13 protein-coding genes are annotated in these 17,217 nt (G+C 61.8%); 5 read left to right on the top strand and 8 right to left on the bottom strand.

Annotated elements, in window-relative coordinates; genetic code table 11:
- Window positions 1-217: 217 nt before the first annotated feature.
- From PH256_RS12710 to PH256_RS12720, 3 genes are all read right to left on the bottom strand, one after another.
- Window positions 218-3,319, bottom strand: coding sequence for a beta-glucosidase (locus PH256_RS12710; protein WP_270914471.1), 3,102 nt, complete (start codon window positions 3,317-3,319; stop codon window positions 218-220).
- 248 nt (window positions 3,320-3,567) lie between these two features.
- A complete protein-coding gene (locus tag PH256_RS12715) occupies window positions 3,568-4,932 on the bottom strand; it encodes an ATP-binding protein (RefSeq protein WP_270914472.1) in 1,365 nt (454 codons plus the stop codon).
- 2 nt (window positions 4,933-4,934) lie between these two features.
- Window positions 4,935-5,651, bottom strand: coding sequence for a LytR/AlgR family response regulator transcription factor (locus PH256_RS12720; RefSeq protein WP_158096470.1), 717 nt, complete (start codon window positions 5,649-5,651; stop codon window positions 4,935-4,937).
- A gap of 277 nt (window positions 5,652-5,928) precedes the next feature.
- Here PH256_RS12720 and PH256_RS12725 point away from each other — a divergent pair, with 277 nt between their 5' ends.
- The 3 genes from PH256_RS12725 (at window position 5,929) to PH256_RS12735 (ending at window position 10,863) form a co-directional block, all read left to right on the top strand.
- On the top strand, window positions 5,929-7,524 hold the full coding sequence (locus PH256_RS12725) for a peptide chain release factor 3 (protein WP_058963499.1): 1,596 nt from the start codon (window positions 5,929-5,931) through the stop codon (window positions 7,522-7,524).
- Between the two features lie 191 nt (window positions 7,525-7,715).
- On the top strand, window positions 7,716-8,726 hold the full coding sequence (gene yiaK / locus PH256_RS12730; protein ID WP_270914473.1) for a 3-dehydro-L-gulonate 2-dehydrogenase: 1,011 nt from the start codon (window positions 7,716-7,718) through the stop codon (window positions 8,724-8,726).
- A 109-nt stretch (window positions 8,727-8,835) separates the two neighbouring features.
- The gene (locus tag PH256_RS12735) at window positions 8,836-10,863 is read left to right on the top strand and encodes an AAA family ATPase (protein ID WP_270914474.1); all 2,028 of its coding nucleotides are present in this window, start codon (window positions 8,836-8,838) and stop codon (window positions 10,861-10,863) included.
- 64 nt (window positions 10,864-10,927) lie between these two features.
- Here PH256_RS12735 and PH256_RS12740 read toward each other — a convergent pair whose 3' ends face one another.
- From PH256_RS12740 to PH256_RS12750, 3 genes are read right to left on the bottom strand one after another with little or no spacing between them, the layout of a single operon-like run.
- Complete coding sequence (locus PH256_RS12740) at window positions 10,928-11,476, bottom strand: biotin transporter BioY (protein ID WP_270914475.1); 549 nt, start codon at window positions 11,474-11,476, stop codon at window positions 10,928-10,930.
- Window positions 11,477-11,508: 32 nt separating this feature from the next.
- Entirely contained in the window at window positions 11,509-13,053 is a 1,545-nt protein-coding gene (locus PH256_RS12745; RefSeq protein ID WP_270914476.1) for a M23 family metallopeptidase, read from the bottom strand.
- A 47-nt stretch (window positions 13,054-13,100) separates the two neighbouring features.
- Window positions 13,101-14,354, bottom strand: a complete 1,254-nt coding sequence (locus tag PH256_RS12750) for a murein hydrolase activator EnvC family protein (protein ID WP_270914477.1) — start codon at window positions 14,352-14,354, stop codon at window positions 13,101-13,103.
- Between the two features lie 162 nt (window positions 14,355-14,516).
- Between PH256_RS12750 and PH256_RS12755 the strand changes: the two genes are divergently transcribed.
- Window positions 14,517-15,536: an alpha-hydroxy-acid oxidizing protein gene (locus PH256_RS12755; RefSeq protein WP_270914478.1), complete on the top strand. Its 1,020-nt coding sequence runs from the start codon at window positions 14,517-14,519 to the stop codon at window positions 15,534-15,536.
- Between the two features lie 67 nt (window positions 15,537-15,603).
- Here PH256_RS12755 and PH256_RS12760 read toward each other — a convergent pair whose 3' ends face one another.
- Both PH256_RS12760 and mutY read right to left on the bottom strand, forming a co-directional pair.
- Window positions 15,604-15,816 (bottom strand): hypothetical protein, encoded by a 213-nt coding sequence (locus tag PH256_RS12760; protein WP_087184901.1) that lies wholly within the window; start codon window positions 15,814-15,816, stop codon window positions 15,604-15,606.
- Window positions 15,817-15,946: 130 nt separating this feature from the next.
- On the bottom strand, window positions 15,947-16,999 hold the full coding sequence (gene mutY / locus PH256_RS12765; RefSeq protein ID WP_270914479.1) for an A/G-specific adenine glycosylase: 1,053 nt from the start codon (window positions 16,997-16,999) through the stop codon (window positions 15,947-15,949).
- On the opposite strand from mutY, the gene PH256_RS12770 reads away from it, so the two are divergent.
- Window positions 16,992-17,165 (top strand): hypothetical protein, encoded by a 174-nt coding sequence (locus PH256_RS12770; protein WP_270914480.1) that lies wholly within the window; start codon window positions 16,992-16,994, stop codon window positions 17,163-17,165. The genes mutY and PH256_RS12770 overlap by 8 nt on opposite strands.
- The last annotated feature ends 52 nt before the right edge of the window (window positions 17,166-17,217 follow it).

Here is a 17,217-nt window from a genome sequence, read left to right on the forward strand (position 1 = left end):
AACTTACAAATTCCAGCTGTCCTCGATTTTCTGCGTTCTTTACCAACATTTTTATCCCCCCCACACTATTATACCGCTTTCTTTTCCTCAATACGAGAAAAAGGCCGCCTTTCGGTGACCTTTTTCGACAGGCTGAAAGGAGCCTTCCCGCCGGGAAGGCTCCTTTTTCATTGAGACGAGGAAACGATTTTCTCAATGCGGTTGTGCGAAAAAAGGGTTATGCGTTTGTCTGAGCGCCTTTCTTTTCCTTCTTCCAGCGGCGGACGATGGCCACCACGCCCCAGGCGATCAGGCCGGTGGCAATGATGCCTTCACCGATCAGGATGAAGTAGTAGTTGGCAAAGGGCAGCTCGCCCACTGCGGTGCCGTGCACGATGCCGTTCATGGCGTTGGAGTTCACGGTGGTATACAGGATGTGCTTGAGCGCCTGACGGGCAAAGTAGCGGGAAGCGGGGTTGGTGATGTCCAGCGGAGCGTCCACCTCGTAGCCGGTGAGCTTCAGGTCGCCGCCGGCGCGGATGCACTGCTCGGTATCCATCACGCCGCCGTTGTCGTAGTCGGTGATTACGGTGCCGTCAAAGCCCCATTCGTTGCGCAGAACGCCGGTGAGCAGATTGTAGTCACCGCCGGACCAGGTGCAGCCCACCCGGTTGAAGGCGGACATCACGGTCATTACCGCCGGGATTTCGGCAGTGGTCTGGGTGAAGCTGTCGGTGGCCTCGTCGTACTGCTGCACCATGATCTCGGTGGTGGGCCGCTCTTCGATGCAGGTCTGGAAAGGCTTGAGGTAGATCTCGCGGATGGCCTGCTCGTTGGAGAAGGTGGCCACATGGCTGCGGTGATCCTCCTGGTCGTTCAGTGCGAAGTGCTTGATGTAGGCGTATACGCCCTTTTCCGCACAGGCGCTGGCGGCCTGCAGAGCCAGCTCGCCGGACATGAAGCCGTCCTCGGAATAGTACTCAAAGTTACGGCCGGCGAAGGGGGTGCGGTGGATGTTCATGGCGGGTGCGTACCAGCCGCTGATCAGGCCGATGTAGGTATGGGTGCCCCAGTTGCCGTCGGCGGCCAGAGCGTCCTCGCCCACATAGTAGCCGTGCAGGTAGGAGTTGTTGCGGTCCCAGCTGGCGGCCAGGTTGGTGGCGCAGGGATAGGTGATGGAATAGGGCTCGTGGGTGATGCCGCCCTCGTTCAGGCCGGAGGGGCCGTCGTAGTCAATGGCACGGGGCTTGCCCACGTTGGAGGAGGCCAGAGTCTGGTAACCGCCGTTGCGCACGATGGTTTCCAGCTCGGTGGCATCCATCTGGTCAATCAGGGCATCCCAGCCGCCTTCGGCCTCCACTTCGTCGAAGTCGCGGCCGCGGAAGTCAATCAGCTCCAGATCGCCGTCATTGCCGTAGGTGCCGTCCAGTGCGGCGGCCTCTTCCTCGGTCATGGGGTTTAGGGACGCCTCGGCGCCCTTGGCCTGGATGGCTTCTTTGATCTCATCGGAGACCTCCACCTCCCAGGTGTAGCCGTTCTTTTCGCTGAACTCGCTCTTGCGCTGGCTGTCCTGAGTACCGTGGGTGGTGGGGAAGGTGCCTGCCCAGTCCTGACGGGACAGGTACTGGTCGCGGGGGGTCAGCTCATCGTAGCTGGCATGGTCGAACTGGTTGGTGATCTCGGCACCGGCGGCAGAGGTGGCATAGGTCACGTTGTCCACGCCGCCGTTGTCGGTGTAGTTGTAGGTCCAGCAGCCCACAAAGCTTGCATCGGGGGTGCCGAACAGGCCGTCGCTCTCCACACCCGCATAGGCCAGGAAGTTGTTGTTGGCCGCATGGGCGTTGGAGGCGGCAGTCAGCAGGTAGTCGCCGGCCTCCAGAATGTAGGTCTTGGCCTGCACGTCGTCATAGGAAATGAAGTCCTTTTTGTTCACCGTGATGGTAACGGTCTCGGACTGGCCGGGAGCCAGCTCGCCGGTCTTCTCAAAGCCCACCAGAGAGGAGGAAGCCTTCTCAATGTGGTTGGTTTTGTCGTATTCGGTGTAAGGGCTGTTCAGATACAGCTGCACCACATCGCGGCCGGCCACCGAGCCGGTGTTGGTCACGGTCACGTTCACCTGAATATCGCCGTTGGCGTCCATCTCGCTCATGGTGAAGTCGGACCACTGGAAGGTGGTGTAGGACAGGCCGTAGCCGAAGGGATACTGTACGGTGGTGGCGTAGTCATAGTCACCCGCGTTGCCCTGGTCCAGGGTCTTGTCGAAGTAGCGGGTCTCGTAGTACTTGTAGCCCACGTAGATGCCTTCGTCGTAGAACACGGCGGCCTCCACATCGCTGCCGTTATTGACCATCATCATGTCGCCCATGTTCTGCATGGCGGGGGAGGAGAACAGGTCGTAAGCGAAGGTGTCCACCAGATGGCCGGAGGGGTTCACGCTGCCGCTCAGTACGTCCGCAATGGAACGGCAGGTGTCGCCGCCTGCGCCGGGGGCCCACAGCACCGCGGAGATGTTGGGGTAATCCTTCACCCAGCCCAGCTCAAAGGCGTTGTTGGTGTTGACCACCAGAATCACGTTGTTGAAGTTGTCGTTCAGGTACTGGATCACGCCCAGCTCCACGCTGTCCGGCTCCAGGTAGTGCTTGTCCTTATCCTCTTCAATGTCGGTCCAGTCGCCCATGTAGCGGCCCAGGTCGCGGCCCTCGCCGCCGGTGCGGGCGATGAAGAAGACGGGGATGGTGCCTTCGGCCTCCTGCTTGGCCTCGTCGGGAATGGCGGAGATGGGAGCCTCGTTGATGGACCAGTCCTCAGCGCCGCCGTACATGATGGCGCCGCCGCCGCGGGTGTAGGTGCTGTGGTTGTCGGTGTAGAACTTCCACAGGGACTCGTTCACATCAAAGCCCTGCTCCAGCAGAGCGGTGCGCATGTCGCTGGAGATGGTGCTCACGCCGGAACCGGTGCCGCCGGCCAGCAGGTCCACCGAGGAGGCAGAGAACAGGCTCAGCTTGGAGCCGGCGGCCACGGGCAGACCCTTGCCGTTCTCGGTGTTGTTGTAGAGCAGTACAAAGCCTTCCGCACCGGCTTTGCGGGTGAATTCCTGCTCTGCGGCCTGCAGGGCTTCGGAGTCGGTGATGTCGCGGGTGTAGTAGGCGGCATCCACGCCGTCCACAGCGCTGCTGCTGGAGAAATCCGTCTCGCCGAAGATGTCGCGCAGCACCAGATCATACATCGAGGTGGTGATGACGGAAAGCGCGATCGAGAACGCCAGCAGGATGGCCAGCAGCGGCGTGAGGATCGCGGTGAACGCCTTCGCGCTCAGTTTTTTCTTCTTGTCCTTTGCCATGAAAATCCTCCTTACAAGTATCTGCTTTGCAGCCGCGCCGGGCAAAAAGCGCGCCTGCCCGCCTTGCTCCTTTCTCCGGAAAACCGGCCCCGTGCCAGGGAAAAAGGTCGGAGAAAACGCAAGGAGAAACCGCCGGGGCCGGCTCTTCGGCCCAAACTATAACAAAAGGGAACACCCCTGGCAATGGGTGTTCCCTAAACTGCAGCTTTTTTTCGTGTATTGCACATTTGGCCGTTTGAAGGCGGGGCTCAGCGGTCGGCCAGGCTGAACAGGATGTTCAGGTGGAATACGTCCCCGTCCACATGAGCCGTCAGCTCGCCATCGTATTTGTGCACGATCATCTGGATGCTCCGCAGGCCGAAGCCATGGCAGGAGGTATCCGCCTTGGTGGTCAAAGGCAGACCGTTCTGGAAGGTGAGCGTGCCGTCAAAGTAGTTGTCCTGCTGGATGAGCAGCATGCTGCCCCGGGCCTTGACTACCAGATTGATGATGCGCCGTTCCCGCTGGGGTACGGCGGTCACCGCCTCCAGGGCGTTGTCGATCACGTTGCCGAACAGGCAGTACAAATCGCTGCTTTCCAGAAAAGCCAGCTTTTCCCCGTCCACCATACAGGAGAGCTGGATGCCGTTCTGTTCGCAGTAAAGGCTCTTTTCGGTGAGCAGCACATCCAGCAGCTGGTTATGGGTCTCGATGCGGGTGTCGTAGATGGAGATGGCCTTTTCCAGGTCGCACACCGCATCCGGCCCGAGGGGGCGGCCCTGCGCCGCCAGAGAGGCAATCTGATATTTGATGTCGTGGCATTTGATGTTGATCCGCTCGATGGTGTCGCGGGAGATCTCGTATTGACGCTGGCTCTGGCGGATGGTGTGCTGAAGGTATTCCACCTCCTGGGCAAGCTCCCGCTGCTCGATGGTGCGCCAGGCCAGAAGCAGAACGATGGCACAGCAGGTGACCGAGAACAGATTGCCCGACTGGCGGAGCACAAAGAGGGCGGTGTGTTCAAACTGGTTTTCCCAGCCGATGCTCAGCCGGGCGAAGTATACATCCTCCACCGAGCAGAGGATTGCGGTGATCAGCAGCACCACCACCGAAAGGGAAAGCATCTGCCGGTCCAGCCGGCAGCTCGCGGCAAGCCGTGCCACCCGGCGGAGAAACAGCCGGTAAAGCACCAATGCCGCCGCCACATAAAAGCCGTGATGGAACAGTCCGCTGTAAACGTCGAAGGGGAAGCCGCCGCCGCTGAACCGGAGCAGTTCTGCGCCGCAGACCACCGTGAGATACAGCTTGTAGCACAGGTTCTGGGCGGCATAGGCCACACTGCAGCAGAACAAAATGGTGAGAAAGGGCTCATCGAAGCACAGCCGGACGTGTGCGATGGCGGCTGCAAAGAGAACGATATAGATGGCACTGCGGCCCAGAGCGCTCTGCCCCCAGAATAGATAAACCCAGGAGGCCGCGCCGGTTAAAGCCAGCACTCCCGCAAAGCCGAGAATCAGCCGCAGCCAGAACCGGCCCGCCCGGTGCAGGTTCCACAGGGTCATGCCGTAAAACAGATACAACCCGAACAGAAACTCCAGCATGATGTAACAGTAGGTGAACAGAAAGTTTTCCATGCTCATTCACCTCCCGCAGAACCCGCATACCAGTTGGCAAGCTCCGCCAGAAATGCCGCCCGGCGTGGGCGGCTGATCTGCAGCAGATTGTCGCCCACCTGCACCGTGCTGCCCTTTACTTTTACAATGAATTTCGGATTCACCAGATAGCACTTGTTGCAGCGCAGAAAACCGAACCGGCTCAGCTGCTGCTCCACGCCGGAGAGCACGCCCGTCATCTCGATCACATCGTCGATCAGATGGTAAAACAGCCGGTGATTCATGATCTCCACATACATCAGCTTGTCGGTGGAGATCCGGCACAGCCCGCCGGGGGTGTTCACGGTAAAGCTGCGGTCCTCGTTGAGCAGATAGATGTCCAGCGCTTTTTTGAATTTCATGGAAAAATCGTAGTAGCTCACCGGCTTGATCAGGTAGCTCACCGCATCCACCTCGTAGCCCTTCAGAGCATACTGCACCAGGTTGGTGATGAATATGATGGAGACGTTCTTGTCGCACCGGCGAAGCTGCAGCGCCGTTTCCAGACCGTTCATTCTGGGCATCTGCACATCCAGGAACACCACCGCATAAACCGCGCGGTAGTCCTGCAGAAAATCCGCTCCGTTGGCAAAGCGAAAAATCTGGAAGCTTTGCCCGGTCTGGGCCTCGTATTGCTTGATGTGGTCAATGAGGGCCTGCGCCGCCAGGTCCTCGTCTTCCACAATGGCGATGTTTCTCAAATGGTCAACCCCTTGCCGCAAAAATCAGGCTTGTTTTCCGGGCCGCCTGTCCGCATGGCGGACCCGTTGTTCTCAGTATATCATAGCGGGAAAAAACCGTCGAGAGGCGCATAAAACGGGACAAATCGCCGGTTTTTTGCCCGGCGGGCGAAATTTGGCCCGGCCCTCTTGAAAAAGCCCTTTTGGATGTAATAATATATAGAGTGTTGTGTTTTTAAGGACCAAACCTCGCGCGGCGTGTGTGCGCCGCCCCAGAATATAAGGAGGATAAGCATCTATGGCCGATTTACGGCAAGAGATCCAGCGCCGGCGCACCTTTGCGATCATCAGCCACCCGGACGCCGGTAAGACCACCCTCACCGAAAAGCTGCTGTTGTACGGCGGCGCAATCCAGCAGGCAGGCAGCGTTAAGGGCAAGCAGAGCGCCCGCCACGCGGTCAGCGACTGGATGGAGATCGAGAAGCAGCGTGGTATCTCGGTCACCAGCTCGGTGCTGCAGTTTGAATACGACGGCAAATGCGTCAATATCCTGGATACCCCCGGTCACCAGGACTTCTCTGAGGATACCTACCGCACCCTGATGGCCGCCGACGCGGCGGTCATGGTCATCGACGCCGCCAAGGGCGTTGAGGCCCAGACCATCAAGCTGTTCAAGGTATGTACCCTGCGCCACATTCCCATCTTCACCTTCATCAACAAGATGGACCGTGAGGCACGGGACCCCTTTGACCTGATGGAGGAGATCGAGAACATCCTGGGCATCCAGACCTATCCCATGAACTGGCCCATCGGCTGCGGCAAGGAGTTCAAGGGCGTGTTCGACCGGGAGAGCCGCCACATCCTGGCCTTCCAGAGCGACGGCAAGGCCAACGGCGTGAAGATTCTGGACAAGATCGAGGCCGAGCTGGGCGATCCCAGCCTGGACGAGCTGATCACCGCCCCTCTGCATGAGAAGCTGGCCGAGGACATCGAACTGCTGGACGGCGCCAGCTACGACTTCGACATGGAGGCCGTGCAGACCGGCCGCCTGAGCCCGGTGTTCTTCGGTTCCGCGCTGACCAACTTCGGTGTGGAGCCCTTCCTGAAGGAGTTCCTGCGCCTGTCTCCCAGCCCGCTGCCCCGCAAGAGCGGCGACGAGCTGATCGAGCCCGCCCAGAACACCTTCTCCGGCTTCATCTTCAAGATTCAGGCCAACATGAACAAGGCCCACCGGGACCGCATTGCCTTTATGCGCATCTGCTCGGGCAAGTTCGAGCGCGGTATGGAGGTCACCCACGTACAGGGCGGCAAGAAGATCAAGCTGGCCCAGTCCACCCAGCTGATGGCTCAGGACCGGGCCACCGTGGATGAGGCCTACGCCGGTGACATCATCGGCCTGTTCGACCCGGGCATCTTCTCCATCGGCGACACCCTGTGCACCGGCAAGGAGAAGATCCAGTATGCGGGCATCCCCACCTTCGCGCCCGAGCATTTTGCCCGGATCACCCAGGTGGACACCATGAAGCGCAAGCAGTTCGTGAAGGGTATGGAGCAGGTGGCCCAGGAGGGCGCCATCCAGATCTTCCGCGAGCTGAACGGCGGCATGGAGGAGGTCATCGTGGGCGTTGTGGGCGTGCTGCAGTTCGAGGTGCTGGAGTACCGGCTGAAGAACGAGTACAACGTGGACATCCGCATGCAGAAGCTTCCCTTCGAGCACATCCGCTGGATCGAGAACGAGGACCTGGACCCGAAGGATCTGGACCTGACCAGCGACACCAAGCGCATCGAGGATCTGAAGGGCAACAAGCTGCTGCTCTTTACCACCCCCTGGGCCATCAACTGGGCCCAGCAGCACAACGAGGGCCTGGAGCTCAGCGAGTTCGGCAACGTGTGATGTTTCAAAAGGGCTTCCGGCCACTGGCCGGAAGCCCTTTTTGTCTGCCTTGAAATCCGGGTGCAACTCGGGCGAAAGACCGTGCGTTCTGACGAAAAGAATCATCCGATTTTGTGAACTGCGTATATGGGCGGCAGAGAGCCTTCCGGTTATACTGGAGACAAATCCATTGGGGAAAGGGAAGAACAGCCATGAGAATTCCGGTACAATTCCTGCAAGAAACCTTCGAGACCATCCTGCTCAGCCGGGGTGTGGAGACCGAAACGGCCCGCATCGCCGCAGAGAATTTTACCCGGTCCAGCGTGGACGGGGTTTACAGCCACGGGGTGAACCGGTTTCCCCGGGTAATCGATTATCTGGACCGGGGGCTGATCGACGGCAGCGCCCGGTCGGAATGTGTGGCTGGAATGGGCAGTGTGGAACGCTGGGACGGCCACATGGGGCTGGGCAATGTGAATGCCCGGCTCGCCATGGAACGGGCCTGCGCGCTGGCAAAGCAGAACGGCGTGGGCTGTGTGGCCATGGGCAATACCAACCACTGGATGCGGGGCGGCGCCTACGGCTGGCAGGCAGCGGACGCGGGGCTGATCGGCATCTGCTGGACCAACACCCGGCCCAACACTCCCGCCTGGGGGTCCTTCCAGCCGCTGGTGGGCAACAATCCCTTTGTGCTCAGCGTGCCCCGCAGCGACGGGCGGCACATCGTGATGGACTGCTCCATGAGCCAGTTTTCCTACGGGCGCATCGATCTGGCCCGGATGAACGGGGAGCGGCTGCCGGTGCCCGGCGGCTGGGATGAGGAGGGAAATCTGACCGACGATCCGGAGGCCATTGCCCGCACCCGGCGGGTACTGCCCATCGGCTATTGGAAGGGCAGCGGCCTGTCCATGGTGCTGGATATGATCGGGGCGGTGCTTTCCGGCGGGAATACCGTGAGCGATATCGGCCGCAAATATGCCGATGAAATCGGTCTGAGCCAGGTGTTTCTGGCTTTGGACCCGGCCTTCACCACGCCGGAAGAGATCGACCGGATTCTGGAGCCGGTGCTGGAGGATCTGCGGAACGCACAGCCCATGGAGCCGGGCGGCCGGGTGCGGTATCCCGGCGAGCGCACCTGGCAGACCCGGGAAGAGAACCTCCGGCAGGGCGTGCCGGTGAACGAAGAGGTATGGCGGAGCATTCAGGCACTTCTGCCTCGATAAAACAGCAGGTCCGGCGGCGCATTTTGCGCCGCCGGACCTGTTTTCTGCATAGACCGGTGAACAAGCGGGGGAAACTGTGTTACAATACAAGAGAATCAACCAGGAAGGGATGGAGATGCGCATGGGTTCCACCGATTGGGAAGACCTGATGAACGGAGTGTTCGGCCCCGGCGGGCGGCTGCGGGCGGGTACGGCAAAGCCGGCCCAGAGCCAGAAGCCGGCGCAGGACGCGCAGAAAACGCTGCAGCAGAACCAGAAGGCACTGGATGAGGCACTGGCCCGCCAGGCCCAGGAGATCGCCCGGCTGGGCGGCGAGCTGGAGCACACCATGCAGCGGGATGGTCTGCTCACCGAGGCCGAGACCCAGGCGGCCCGGCGCACGGTGCCCGCTCCGGTGCAGACGGACGCCTTTGACGGGCTGGAAGAGACGTTGGCAAAAACCGTGCTGGGCCAGCCGGAATTCCTCAAACAGCTGGTGCGGGCCTTCAAGCGGCCCTTCGTGCTGGGCACCACGGGTGAAGCCGCGCGTGGTGTGCTGCTAGTTCACGGCCCGGCGGGCACCGGTAAGCACACGGCGCTGGAAGCCATTGCCCGGGAAATGGCGGCCCGCAAGCTGCTGAGCGGGCCGCAGATTGCCTGGATGGATCTGGGACTCTACCCGGGTCCCGGACAGGAAAAACTGTTTTTGCAGGACCTGTACAGCGCACTGAACGGGCCGGGGCAGGTGTTGGTGTTCTGTGATTACGAGCGGTGCCACCCGGGCTTTCTGAATACCCTGGCGACGCTGGCCCAGACCGGCAAGGCCCCGCTGAACAGCCGCTACGCGGTGCAGAAGGGGATGCTGGTGGACGTGGGCACCGCCCTGGTGCCGGACGCGGTGAGCGAGCTGACGCCCCGGGGCAAGTATCTGGTGTTCCTGAGCGAAAAGGGCCCGGAAAAGCTGGCGGACCGGATGGGCGCGGGCCTGGTGAACGCGCTGAGCGACGTGTGCGCCACCCAGCCCTTCACCGAGGAGGAGCTGGAGGCCATCGCCGGGCGGGGGCTGGAGCAGCTGACCGTGCACGCGGCCCGGCAGCTGAAGCTGACCGTCACGGCAGACGAGAATTTCAGAGCGCTGGCCCGGCGACAGGCAAGCCCCGGCCGGGGGGCGGCGCCCATCGGGGAATTTTATGACCGGTGCTTTAAGGCGCTGGCGGAGTATAAGCTGGAACAGGAACCGGCGGCGGGCGCGGCGGCTGCGCTCACCGCACCGGAGGGCCGGGCGCTGGTTTCGGTGAACAGCGGCCAGTCGGAGGACCTGCTGAGGCTGCTGCGGCAGGAGTACACCGGCATGCTGGACGAGGTGGACCGGGAGCTGGAAAACATCGTGGGCCTTGCCGAGGTGAAGGACTACGTGCTGCGCCTGAAGGACAGCGTGCAGGCCAACCAGCGCCGGGCTCAGGCGGGCATGAAGACCGGGTCGGTTTCCATGCACATGATCTTCGCGGGAAATCCGGGCACCGGTAAGACCACCATCGCACGGCTGGTGGGCAAATATCTCAAAGCCATCGGCGCGTTGCGGGGCGGCCAGCTGGTGGAGGTGAGCCGGGCAGATTTGGTAGGCCGCTATGTGGGCCACACCGCGCCGCTCACCAATCAGGTGATCCGCTCGGCGCTGGGCGGCGTGCTGTTCATCGACGAGGCCTACTCCCTCTACCGGGGCAAGGACGACAGCTTTGGGCTGGAGGCCATCGACACGCTGGTGAAGGGCATGGAGGACCACCGGGACGACCTGGTGGTGATCCTGGCAGGCTATTCCAAAGAGATGGAGCAGTTTTTGACCGCCAACAGCGGCCTTGCCTCCCGTTTCCCCAACAAGATTGAGTTCCCGGATTACACCGGCGAGGAGCTGTGGCGGATTCTGGAGCTGAGCGCGAAGGGACGGGGCTACCGGCTGGCTGAAGACTGCCAGGAACCGCTGACCGAATACTTCACCCGAGCCCAGGCGGAAAACGCCGCTGAGAACGGCAACGGCCGCATGGCCCGCAACCTGCTGGAGCGGGCGATTCTGAACCAGAGCCGCCGTCTGGCCGCGGAGCCCCAGGCTGCGCTGGACGAGCTGACGCTGGGGGATTTTGCGCTGGAGGAAGCCGAATAAAAAACAAAAGGGAAGGCCTGCTGCGTTTGCAGCAGGCCTTCCTCTTTTTGTGTTTAAAAACCGATCAGCAGGCAGCACCTGTGAGCCGGAGCGCCCGCGCCAGGCGGCGGCCGACGGTCAGCGCCAGAGCCAGCTTGATGCAATCCGGCAGAATGAAGGGCACCACGCACATGGCCAGCACCGCGGGCAGACTGTAAACGCTGCCGCTTGCAGCCGACACCCGGATGAACCAGAAGGTGCCGAAGCCGTAGCAGATCATCAGGCCGGCCAGATTGCCCAGAACAGAGCGGACCAGTGCCGGCACAGGCAGCCGATCCGCCAGCATGCAGGCGGGACCGATAAAGGCAAAGCCAACAATATAACCGCCGGTGGGGCCCAGCAGTGCGCCCGGTCCGCCGGAAAAGCCGGCAAACACCGGCAGACCGATCAAGCCCAGCAGGATGTAAACGGCAACCGCCACACTGCCCTGACGGCTGCCAAGAGCCGCCAGCACCAGAAAGATGCCGAAGGTTTGCAGGGTGAAGGGAACGGCTGCCGGGATGCTGATCCAGGAACACAGAGCAATGATTACTGCACCCATGGCGGTACGGGTAAGGGCTTGCGTTTTGGTCATAGGGTATAAGCTCCTTGGTCAGAATGGGAGAATCAGAAGAACAGTCCGCCTGCTCCGCGCCAGGCGTCCCAGGGATTCACGGGGATGTCGCCTACCCGCATTTCGCAGATCACATGGCCCTGGGTGGTGCCGATCTGCTGGCCCTGGGTTACAAAGTCGCCTTCATCAACGTCCCGGCGGCCCAGCAGGTAGAACAGGCTCTTCACGCCGCAGCCGTGCTCGATTACCACCACACGGCCCAGGCTGCCGTTGGTCTGGGCGTAAACCACCCGGCCGGCGGCAGGGGCAACCACAGGGCTGCCGGTGGTGGTGGCCATGGTCACGTTGATGCTGCGCCGGGGGGCGATGTTGGCGTTATAGGCGGCGATCTGATCCAGCGGGATGGCCGCGTTCAGCGGGTCGGTGGGGTCCAGCCGGTCAGTGTATTCCAGCACTGCGTAGTCCCGCAGAATCTTGCCCTCCACCGGCTGAATGAAGGAGCCGTCCCAGTAGATATCCGGGTCGTTGATCTCCCACAGGAAGTCCATGTTCTTGGGCAGCGCGCCCACATAGGGGATGGCAGAGGTGCCGTCGATGGTGTAGGTGTCCAGCTCACGGCGCTGCCGCCCGTACACCTGCACCGTTTCGGTAACGGTCTGGCCGTTCACGGTGGCGCTGATGGTATATTCGCCCGCCATCTGGTTGTAGTCCACCGGCACGAAGGCCACCCACTCACCCTGGTACTGGGTGAAGGGGATTTCGGCCAGCTCGGTGGTCAGGGCGGGAACCATGTCACCCAGCACACCCTCCAGGCGAACGCCGATCACGCTGCCCTGGGCAACGCCGGTATCCGAGAGCACCAGCCGGGGCTGGGCTTCCAGCTGGAAGTTGAACTGGTAGGTATAGGAGCCCTGTGCGCCGGTGGATTCCGGGGAGTTCACTGTGAGGATGACGGAATAGGCGCCGTTTTCACTGAAATGGAAGTCGTTGTAGGCAGCCGCGTCCCCCTCGAACAGGGCTTCGCCCGCCTCGTTTTGAATGGTCAGCTCGGCGGTGGTGTACTCCGGCAGTGCCAGCTCCGGGTGGCTCTCGCTCACCAGCTCCAGATCCTGCCAGCTGCTGCCCGCTTTTTTGGAGAAATCCCGATGCAAAAAGCCCATGACCGGTACCGACCAGTCATAACCGGCGCTCTCCAGCGTCTGGCCCGCCCAGCTCACCTCATATTGGGGCAGGCTGCTCAGGCTAACACTCCGGTACATGCTGAAGAAGGTGCCGCCCAGAATCAACGCCAGCAGCACCGCCACCAGCACGATCCATCGCAAAAGCGAGGTGGAGGCGCTGAACAGGCGCGCACCAAAGCTGAGGGGCTCGTCTTCCTCCCAGTCGTATTCTTCTTCGTCAAAATACTCGCCGTCTTCCGGGTCAAGGGTTTCCTCGTCCTCCGTCGGTTCCTCGCCGGGAGCTTCTTCACCGCCCTCCTGTTCGGAGGCAGGTGCGGCTTCTTCAGCGGTTTGTGCGCCGTTTTCCGGCTGCGTTTCCTCCGGCGCCTGACCGGGCTGAACGCCGCTGTTCTCCGGCTGCTTTTCGTCTTTGTTCAATGGTTCCACCTCACATCAAAGGTTTGGCCGCGCGGGGCGCGGCGGGTTCAGGGCTGGAAAAACAGCCCGCCTGTGGTTTGGGTCAGCTTGGCCGGGTCCACGCTCTTGTTGCCCACCCGGACCTCCCAGATCAGGGTGTTCTGTGCGTGGCCCAGCACCTGGTCCTGCGTCACGATCGAACCCACAGCGACGTTCAGGTCCTGCAGGTGATACAGATAGCTCTTCACACCGCAGCCGTGGTCGATCACCAGGGTGTTGCCGGTGAGCAGCAGGTTTTCTGCCAGAAGCACCTTGCCGGTGGCGGGGGCGATCACCTCGCTGCCGGGGGTGGTTACGTAGGTAAGGTTGGCGGCTTGTCCTGCGCGGGAGCCGTCGTCTGCGATAAGATATGCGCCGTAGGGCTGGAATATGTTGCCCTGAACCGGGGGCGAGAACCGGCCGGTCCACAGCTTTTCATTGGTGCCCTGGGTGTAGAAGCCGTAGATCTTGTCCCGGAACTGGGCATTGGCTTCGGCGGTGGCGTCGCCGCCGCTCAGGGTCGTGGTGGTGTACTGGCTGGCCCCCACCGTGAGGGTGGCGGTCAGGGTTTCGCTGCCCACCTCCACCGTGATGGTGTGGTCACCGCCGGTGGCGTTGTAGGGGATGCCCAGATAACCGATCCAGCCGCCGCTTACCGGGGCAAACCAGACCTGGCCCAGATCGGTGTCGGCCACCGGCGGGTCGGATTGCTGGCCCAGCAGACCGCTCACGTAAATGGCCGCGGTGTCGCCCTGACGCACCGATTCGCTGGAAAGGGTGACGCTGGCCGCGGCGCTCACGGTGAAGCGGCACTGATACTGGTACCAGCCGTAGGCCTTGCCCGGGCGCTGGCCGGTGTCCTCGCAGCCGGCCCGGATGGTGAGCAGGTAAACGCCGTCCTGGGGGAAGGTGTAGTCCTTCCACTGGGCGGCGCTGCCCTCAAACAGGGTTTCGCCCTCCTTGGTCTGCAGCAGCAGGGTGGTAGAGCTTTCGGTCATGCCCTCGGCCAGCACCAGCTCGGCGCTGCCGGTGGTGATGGGCGCCTCCAGGGTCTGAATGGCCGAGCCGGGGCTCAGGTCCAGCTCCCGCCAGACCATACCGCCCAGGATGGGCACCGTCCAATGGTAGCCCACCGGCTCATCCAGGGTCTGACCCGCCAGGGTGATGGCCTTTTCCGGCAGGTCGTCTTCGGTGATGTGGTAATACAAAAAGGCAAGGCTGCCTCCAACGATAGCCCCGGTGAACAGGGCGACCATGAGCAGCCACAGGAAAAATCGTTTCATCCAGCGGCCTCCTTTTCAGGCAGTCGTTAAAATGGGGCAGAAATCCCCATAATATGTATCATTATACCATATTTGCCGCCGATGCACAGCAAAAAATCGATGGCTTGACACGGCGGGTGCGCCGGGACTAGAATCAAAAGCAGCAAAGGGAGGAATGAAACCATGACCTATCAGGAAATGCTTGCCGCTGCCCGCACCTGCAGCGGCCCTTACTGCAAGGTGTGCCCGGTGTGCAACGGCAAGGCCTGCGGCGCCACCATGCCCGGCCCCGGCGCGAAGGGCACCGGTACCGTGGCCGCCGCCAACTACGCGGCCTGGCAGAAGATCTGCGTGAATATGGACACCATCTGCGACAATAAACCGGTGGATACCCGGTTTGATTTCTTCGGTCAGACCTGCGAGCTGCCGGTGTTTGCCGCACCGGTGGGCGCGGTAAAGCTGCATTACGGCGACAAATTCACCGACCATGAATACAACAGCATTCTGGTACCCGCCTGTGCGGATACAGGCATTGCGGCCTTCACTGGCGACGGCACCGACCCGGAGGTATTCCGGGCGGCTTCGGCAGCCATTGGTGCGGCCGGGGGCCGGGGTGTGCCCACCGTGAAGCCCTGGGACCGGGATACCCTGTTTGCCAAGCTGGATGAGGCCAAGGCCGCGGGTGCGAAGGTGTTCGCCATGGACATTGACGCCGCGGGTCTGCCTTTTTTGAAGGGGCTGAACCCGCCCGCCGGACCCAAGACCGTGGAGGAGCTGCGGGAGATCATCGAATACGCGGGCGTGCCCTTCATTCTGAAAGGAATCATGACCATGAAGGGCGCCGAGAAGGCGCTGGAGGCCGGGGCCGCGGGCATCGTGGTGTCCAACCACGGCGGCCGTGTGCAGGACGGCGTGCCCCCCACGGCCCAGGTGCTGCCTGCCATTGCAAAGGCTGTGAAGGGCCGGATGATGATTCTGGTGGACGGCGGCATCCGAAGCGGTCTGGATGTATTCCGGGCGCTGGCGCTGGGTGCGGACGCAGCTCTGCTGGCCCGTCCCTATGTGACCGCCGTTTACGGCGGCGGGGCCGAGGGTGTGGCGCTGCTTACCAACAAGCTCAAGACCGAACTGCAGGATACCATGGCCATGTGCGGTGTGCACAGTCTGGCCGAGATCGGCCCCGAGCTGATCTGGCGGGAGTAAGCCGAAACAAACGAAAAAATGCCGCCGGGGAATTCCCCCGGCGGCATTTTTGTGCTTGCTTGATGGATCAGGCCTCGTCCACGGGCTCCTGAACTTCCTCGGCGGCGTCCACGTCCTCTTCGGCGCTGAGGGGCTCGTCGTCAAGGTCCTCGCTGAACAGCAGCTGCTCGTATTCATCCAGCTCCTTCTCGCGGCGGCGGATGTACAGCCAGGCAGCGGTCAGTGCGCCTACGGCACCGGCCAGGAACAGCAGAACGGCAACAAAGGTAGAATGCTTCATAATCGATTCCTCCTTGAGTATGGCCGGGCAAAATGCACCGGTCCGGAATTCGTTGTATATAGGTTTATTATATCCCGCCGGGCGGTGGAATACAATATGATTTTGTGAACATGGACGAAAAAACGGGGGTTCAGCCGTCCGTTTCCAGCAGCGGCCGGTAGGCCTTGAAGGCTCCGGGCAGGGTGTATTGCTGCGCCAGTGATTCCCGGTCCGCCCACACATAGCCATCGGGAAGCGGGGCAGCTTCGGCGGTGGCCTGCCAGCCGTTCATGCGCCACTCGATGTGACTGAAAATGTGCTTGGCGGGCTTGAGGGGGCTGCTAAGCTGAACGGAAATGCCCAGGGCTGCCAGCCGGTCGGCGGCCTCCTGACGGGAAAGCTCCTCTTCAAAGAGGGCGGGCTGCCACAGCCCGGCCAGCAGGCCGGAGTCCGGGCGGCGCTGGAGCAGCCAGCCCTGTTCGCTTTTCACCAGCAGCACCGTGACCGGCTGAATGCGGCGGGCCTTGGCGGCCTTCTTCACCGGCAAGGTGTTCTGGGTGCCCGCCTGGCGGGCCCGGCACAGGTGGGCCAGCGGGCAGGCGTCGCACAGCGGCTCGCCGTTGGGCAGGCAGACCAGTGCCCCAAGCTCCATCAGCGCCTCATTATAAGGGCCGGGGGCCTCCGGCGGCTGATGCTCCATCACCCACTGGGTATAGGCTTTTTTTGTTTTGGGGTCCGCGATGTCCCGGTCATCGTTATACAGGCGGCTGAACACCCGCAGCACGTTGCCGTCCACCGCGGGCACCGGCAGATGGAAGGCGATGGACCCGATGGCTCCGGCGGTGTAGTCTCCGATGCCGGGCAGCGCCAGCAGCTTTTTGTGGTCGGCGGGCAGCTGGCCGCCGTACTCCTGGCACACGATGCGGGCTGCCTTCTGCAGATTGCGCACCCGGCTGTAGTAGCCCAGCCCCTCCCACAGCTTGTGCAGCTTCTCCTCGTCGCACTCGGCCAGATCCCGGATGGTGGGCAGCGCCTTCATCCAGCGGTCGTAGTATTCCAGCGCGGCGGCCACCCGGGTCTGCTGCAGCATGATTTCGCTGACCCAGATGTGGTAGGGGGTGGGGTCCTGCCGGAAGGGAAGGGTGCGGGCGTTTTGGGAAAACCAGGCCAGCAGATCCGGCGCGATGGGGGAAAGAGTGGGCATGGGCGTTCTGTCTCCTTTGGGATTATCTTTCGATAGGGCAATACCGCACAATTCCAGGTGGTGGAGCACGCCGGAAAAATTTTTTTTAGATGAAGCAAAAAGCGCAGCCAATCCTTTGTGGATTGGCGAGCATTTTGGGAAAATATCACAGAAAATTTTGGCGTGATACGCCGCCTGAACCATTCGGTGTGAATTGTGCGGTATTGCCCTAGTATACC

Source organism: Allofournierella sp. CML151, from assembly GCF_027853465.1.
Classification (GTDB): Bacteria; Bacillota; Clostridia; order Oscillospirales; family Ruminococcaceae; genus Allofournierella.

What these genes read in the sequence shown, in the direction of transcription:
- mutY (WP_270914479.1), bottom strand. Translation starts at nt 16,999, where the DNA reads ATGCCCACTCTTTCCCCCATCGCGCCGGATCTGCTGGCCTGGTTTTCC.
- PH256_RS12725 (WP_058963499.1), top strand. Translation starts at nt 5,929, where the DNA reads ATGGCCGATTTACGGCAAGAGATCCAGCGCCGGCGCACCTTTGCGATC.
- yiaK (WP_270914473.1), top strand. Translation starts at nt 7,716, where the DNA reads ATGAGAATTCCGGTACAATTCCTGCAAGAAACCTTCGAGACCATCCTG.
- PH256_RS12740 (WP_270914475.1), bottom strand. Translation starts at nt 11,476, where the DNA reads ATGACCAAAACGCAAGCCCTTACCCGTACCGCCATGGGTGCAGTAATC.
- PH256_RS12710 (WP_270914471.1), bottom strand. Translation starts at nt 3,319, where the DNA reads ATGGCAAAGGACAAGAAGAAAAAACTGAGCGCGAAGGCGTTCACCGCG.
- PH256_RS12760 (WP_087184901.1), bottom strand. Translation starts at nt 15,816, where the DNA reads ATGAAGCATTCTACCTTTGTTGCCGTTCTGCTGTTCCTGGCCGGTGCC.
- PH256_RS12750 (WP_270914477.1), bottom strand. Translation starts at nt 14,354, where the DNA reads ATGAAACGATTTTTCCTGTGGCTGCTCATGGTCGCCCTGTTCACCGGG.
- PH256_RS12755 (WP_270914478.1), top strand. Translation starts at nt 14,517, where the DNA reads ATGACCTATCAGGAAATGCTTGCCGCTGCCCGCACCTGCAGCGGCCCT.
- PH256_RS12735 (WP_270914474.1), top strand. Translation starts at nt 8,836, where the DNA reads ATGGAGATGCGCATGGGTTCCACCGATTGGGAAGACCTGATGAACGGA.
- PH256_RS12715 (WP_270914472.1), bottom strand. Translation starts at nt 4,932, where the DNA reads ATGGAAAACTTTCTGTTCACCTACTGTTACATCATGCTGGAGTTTCTG.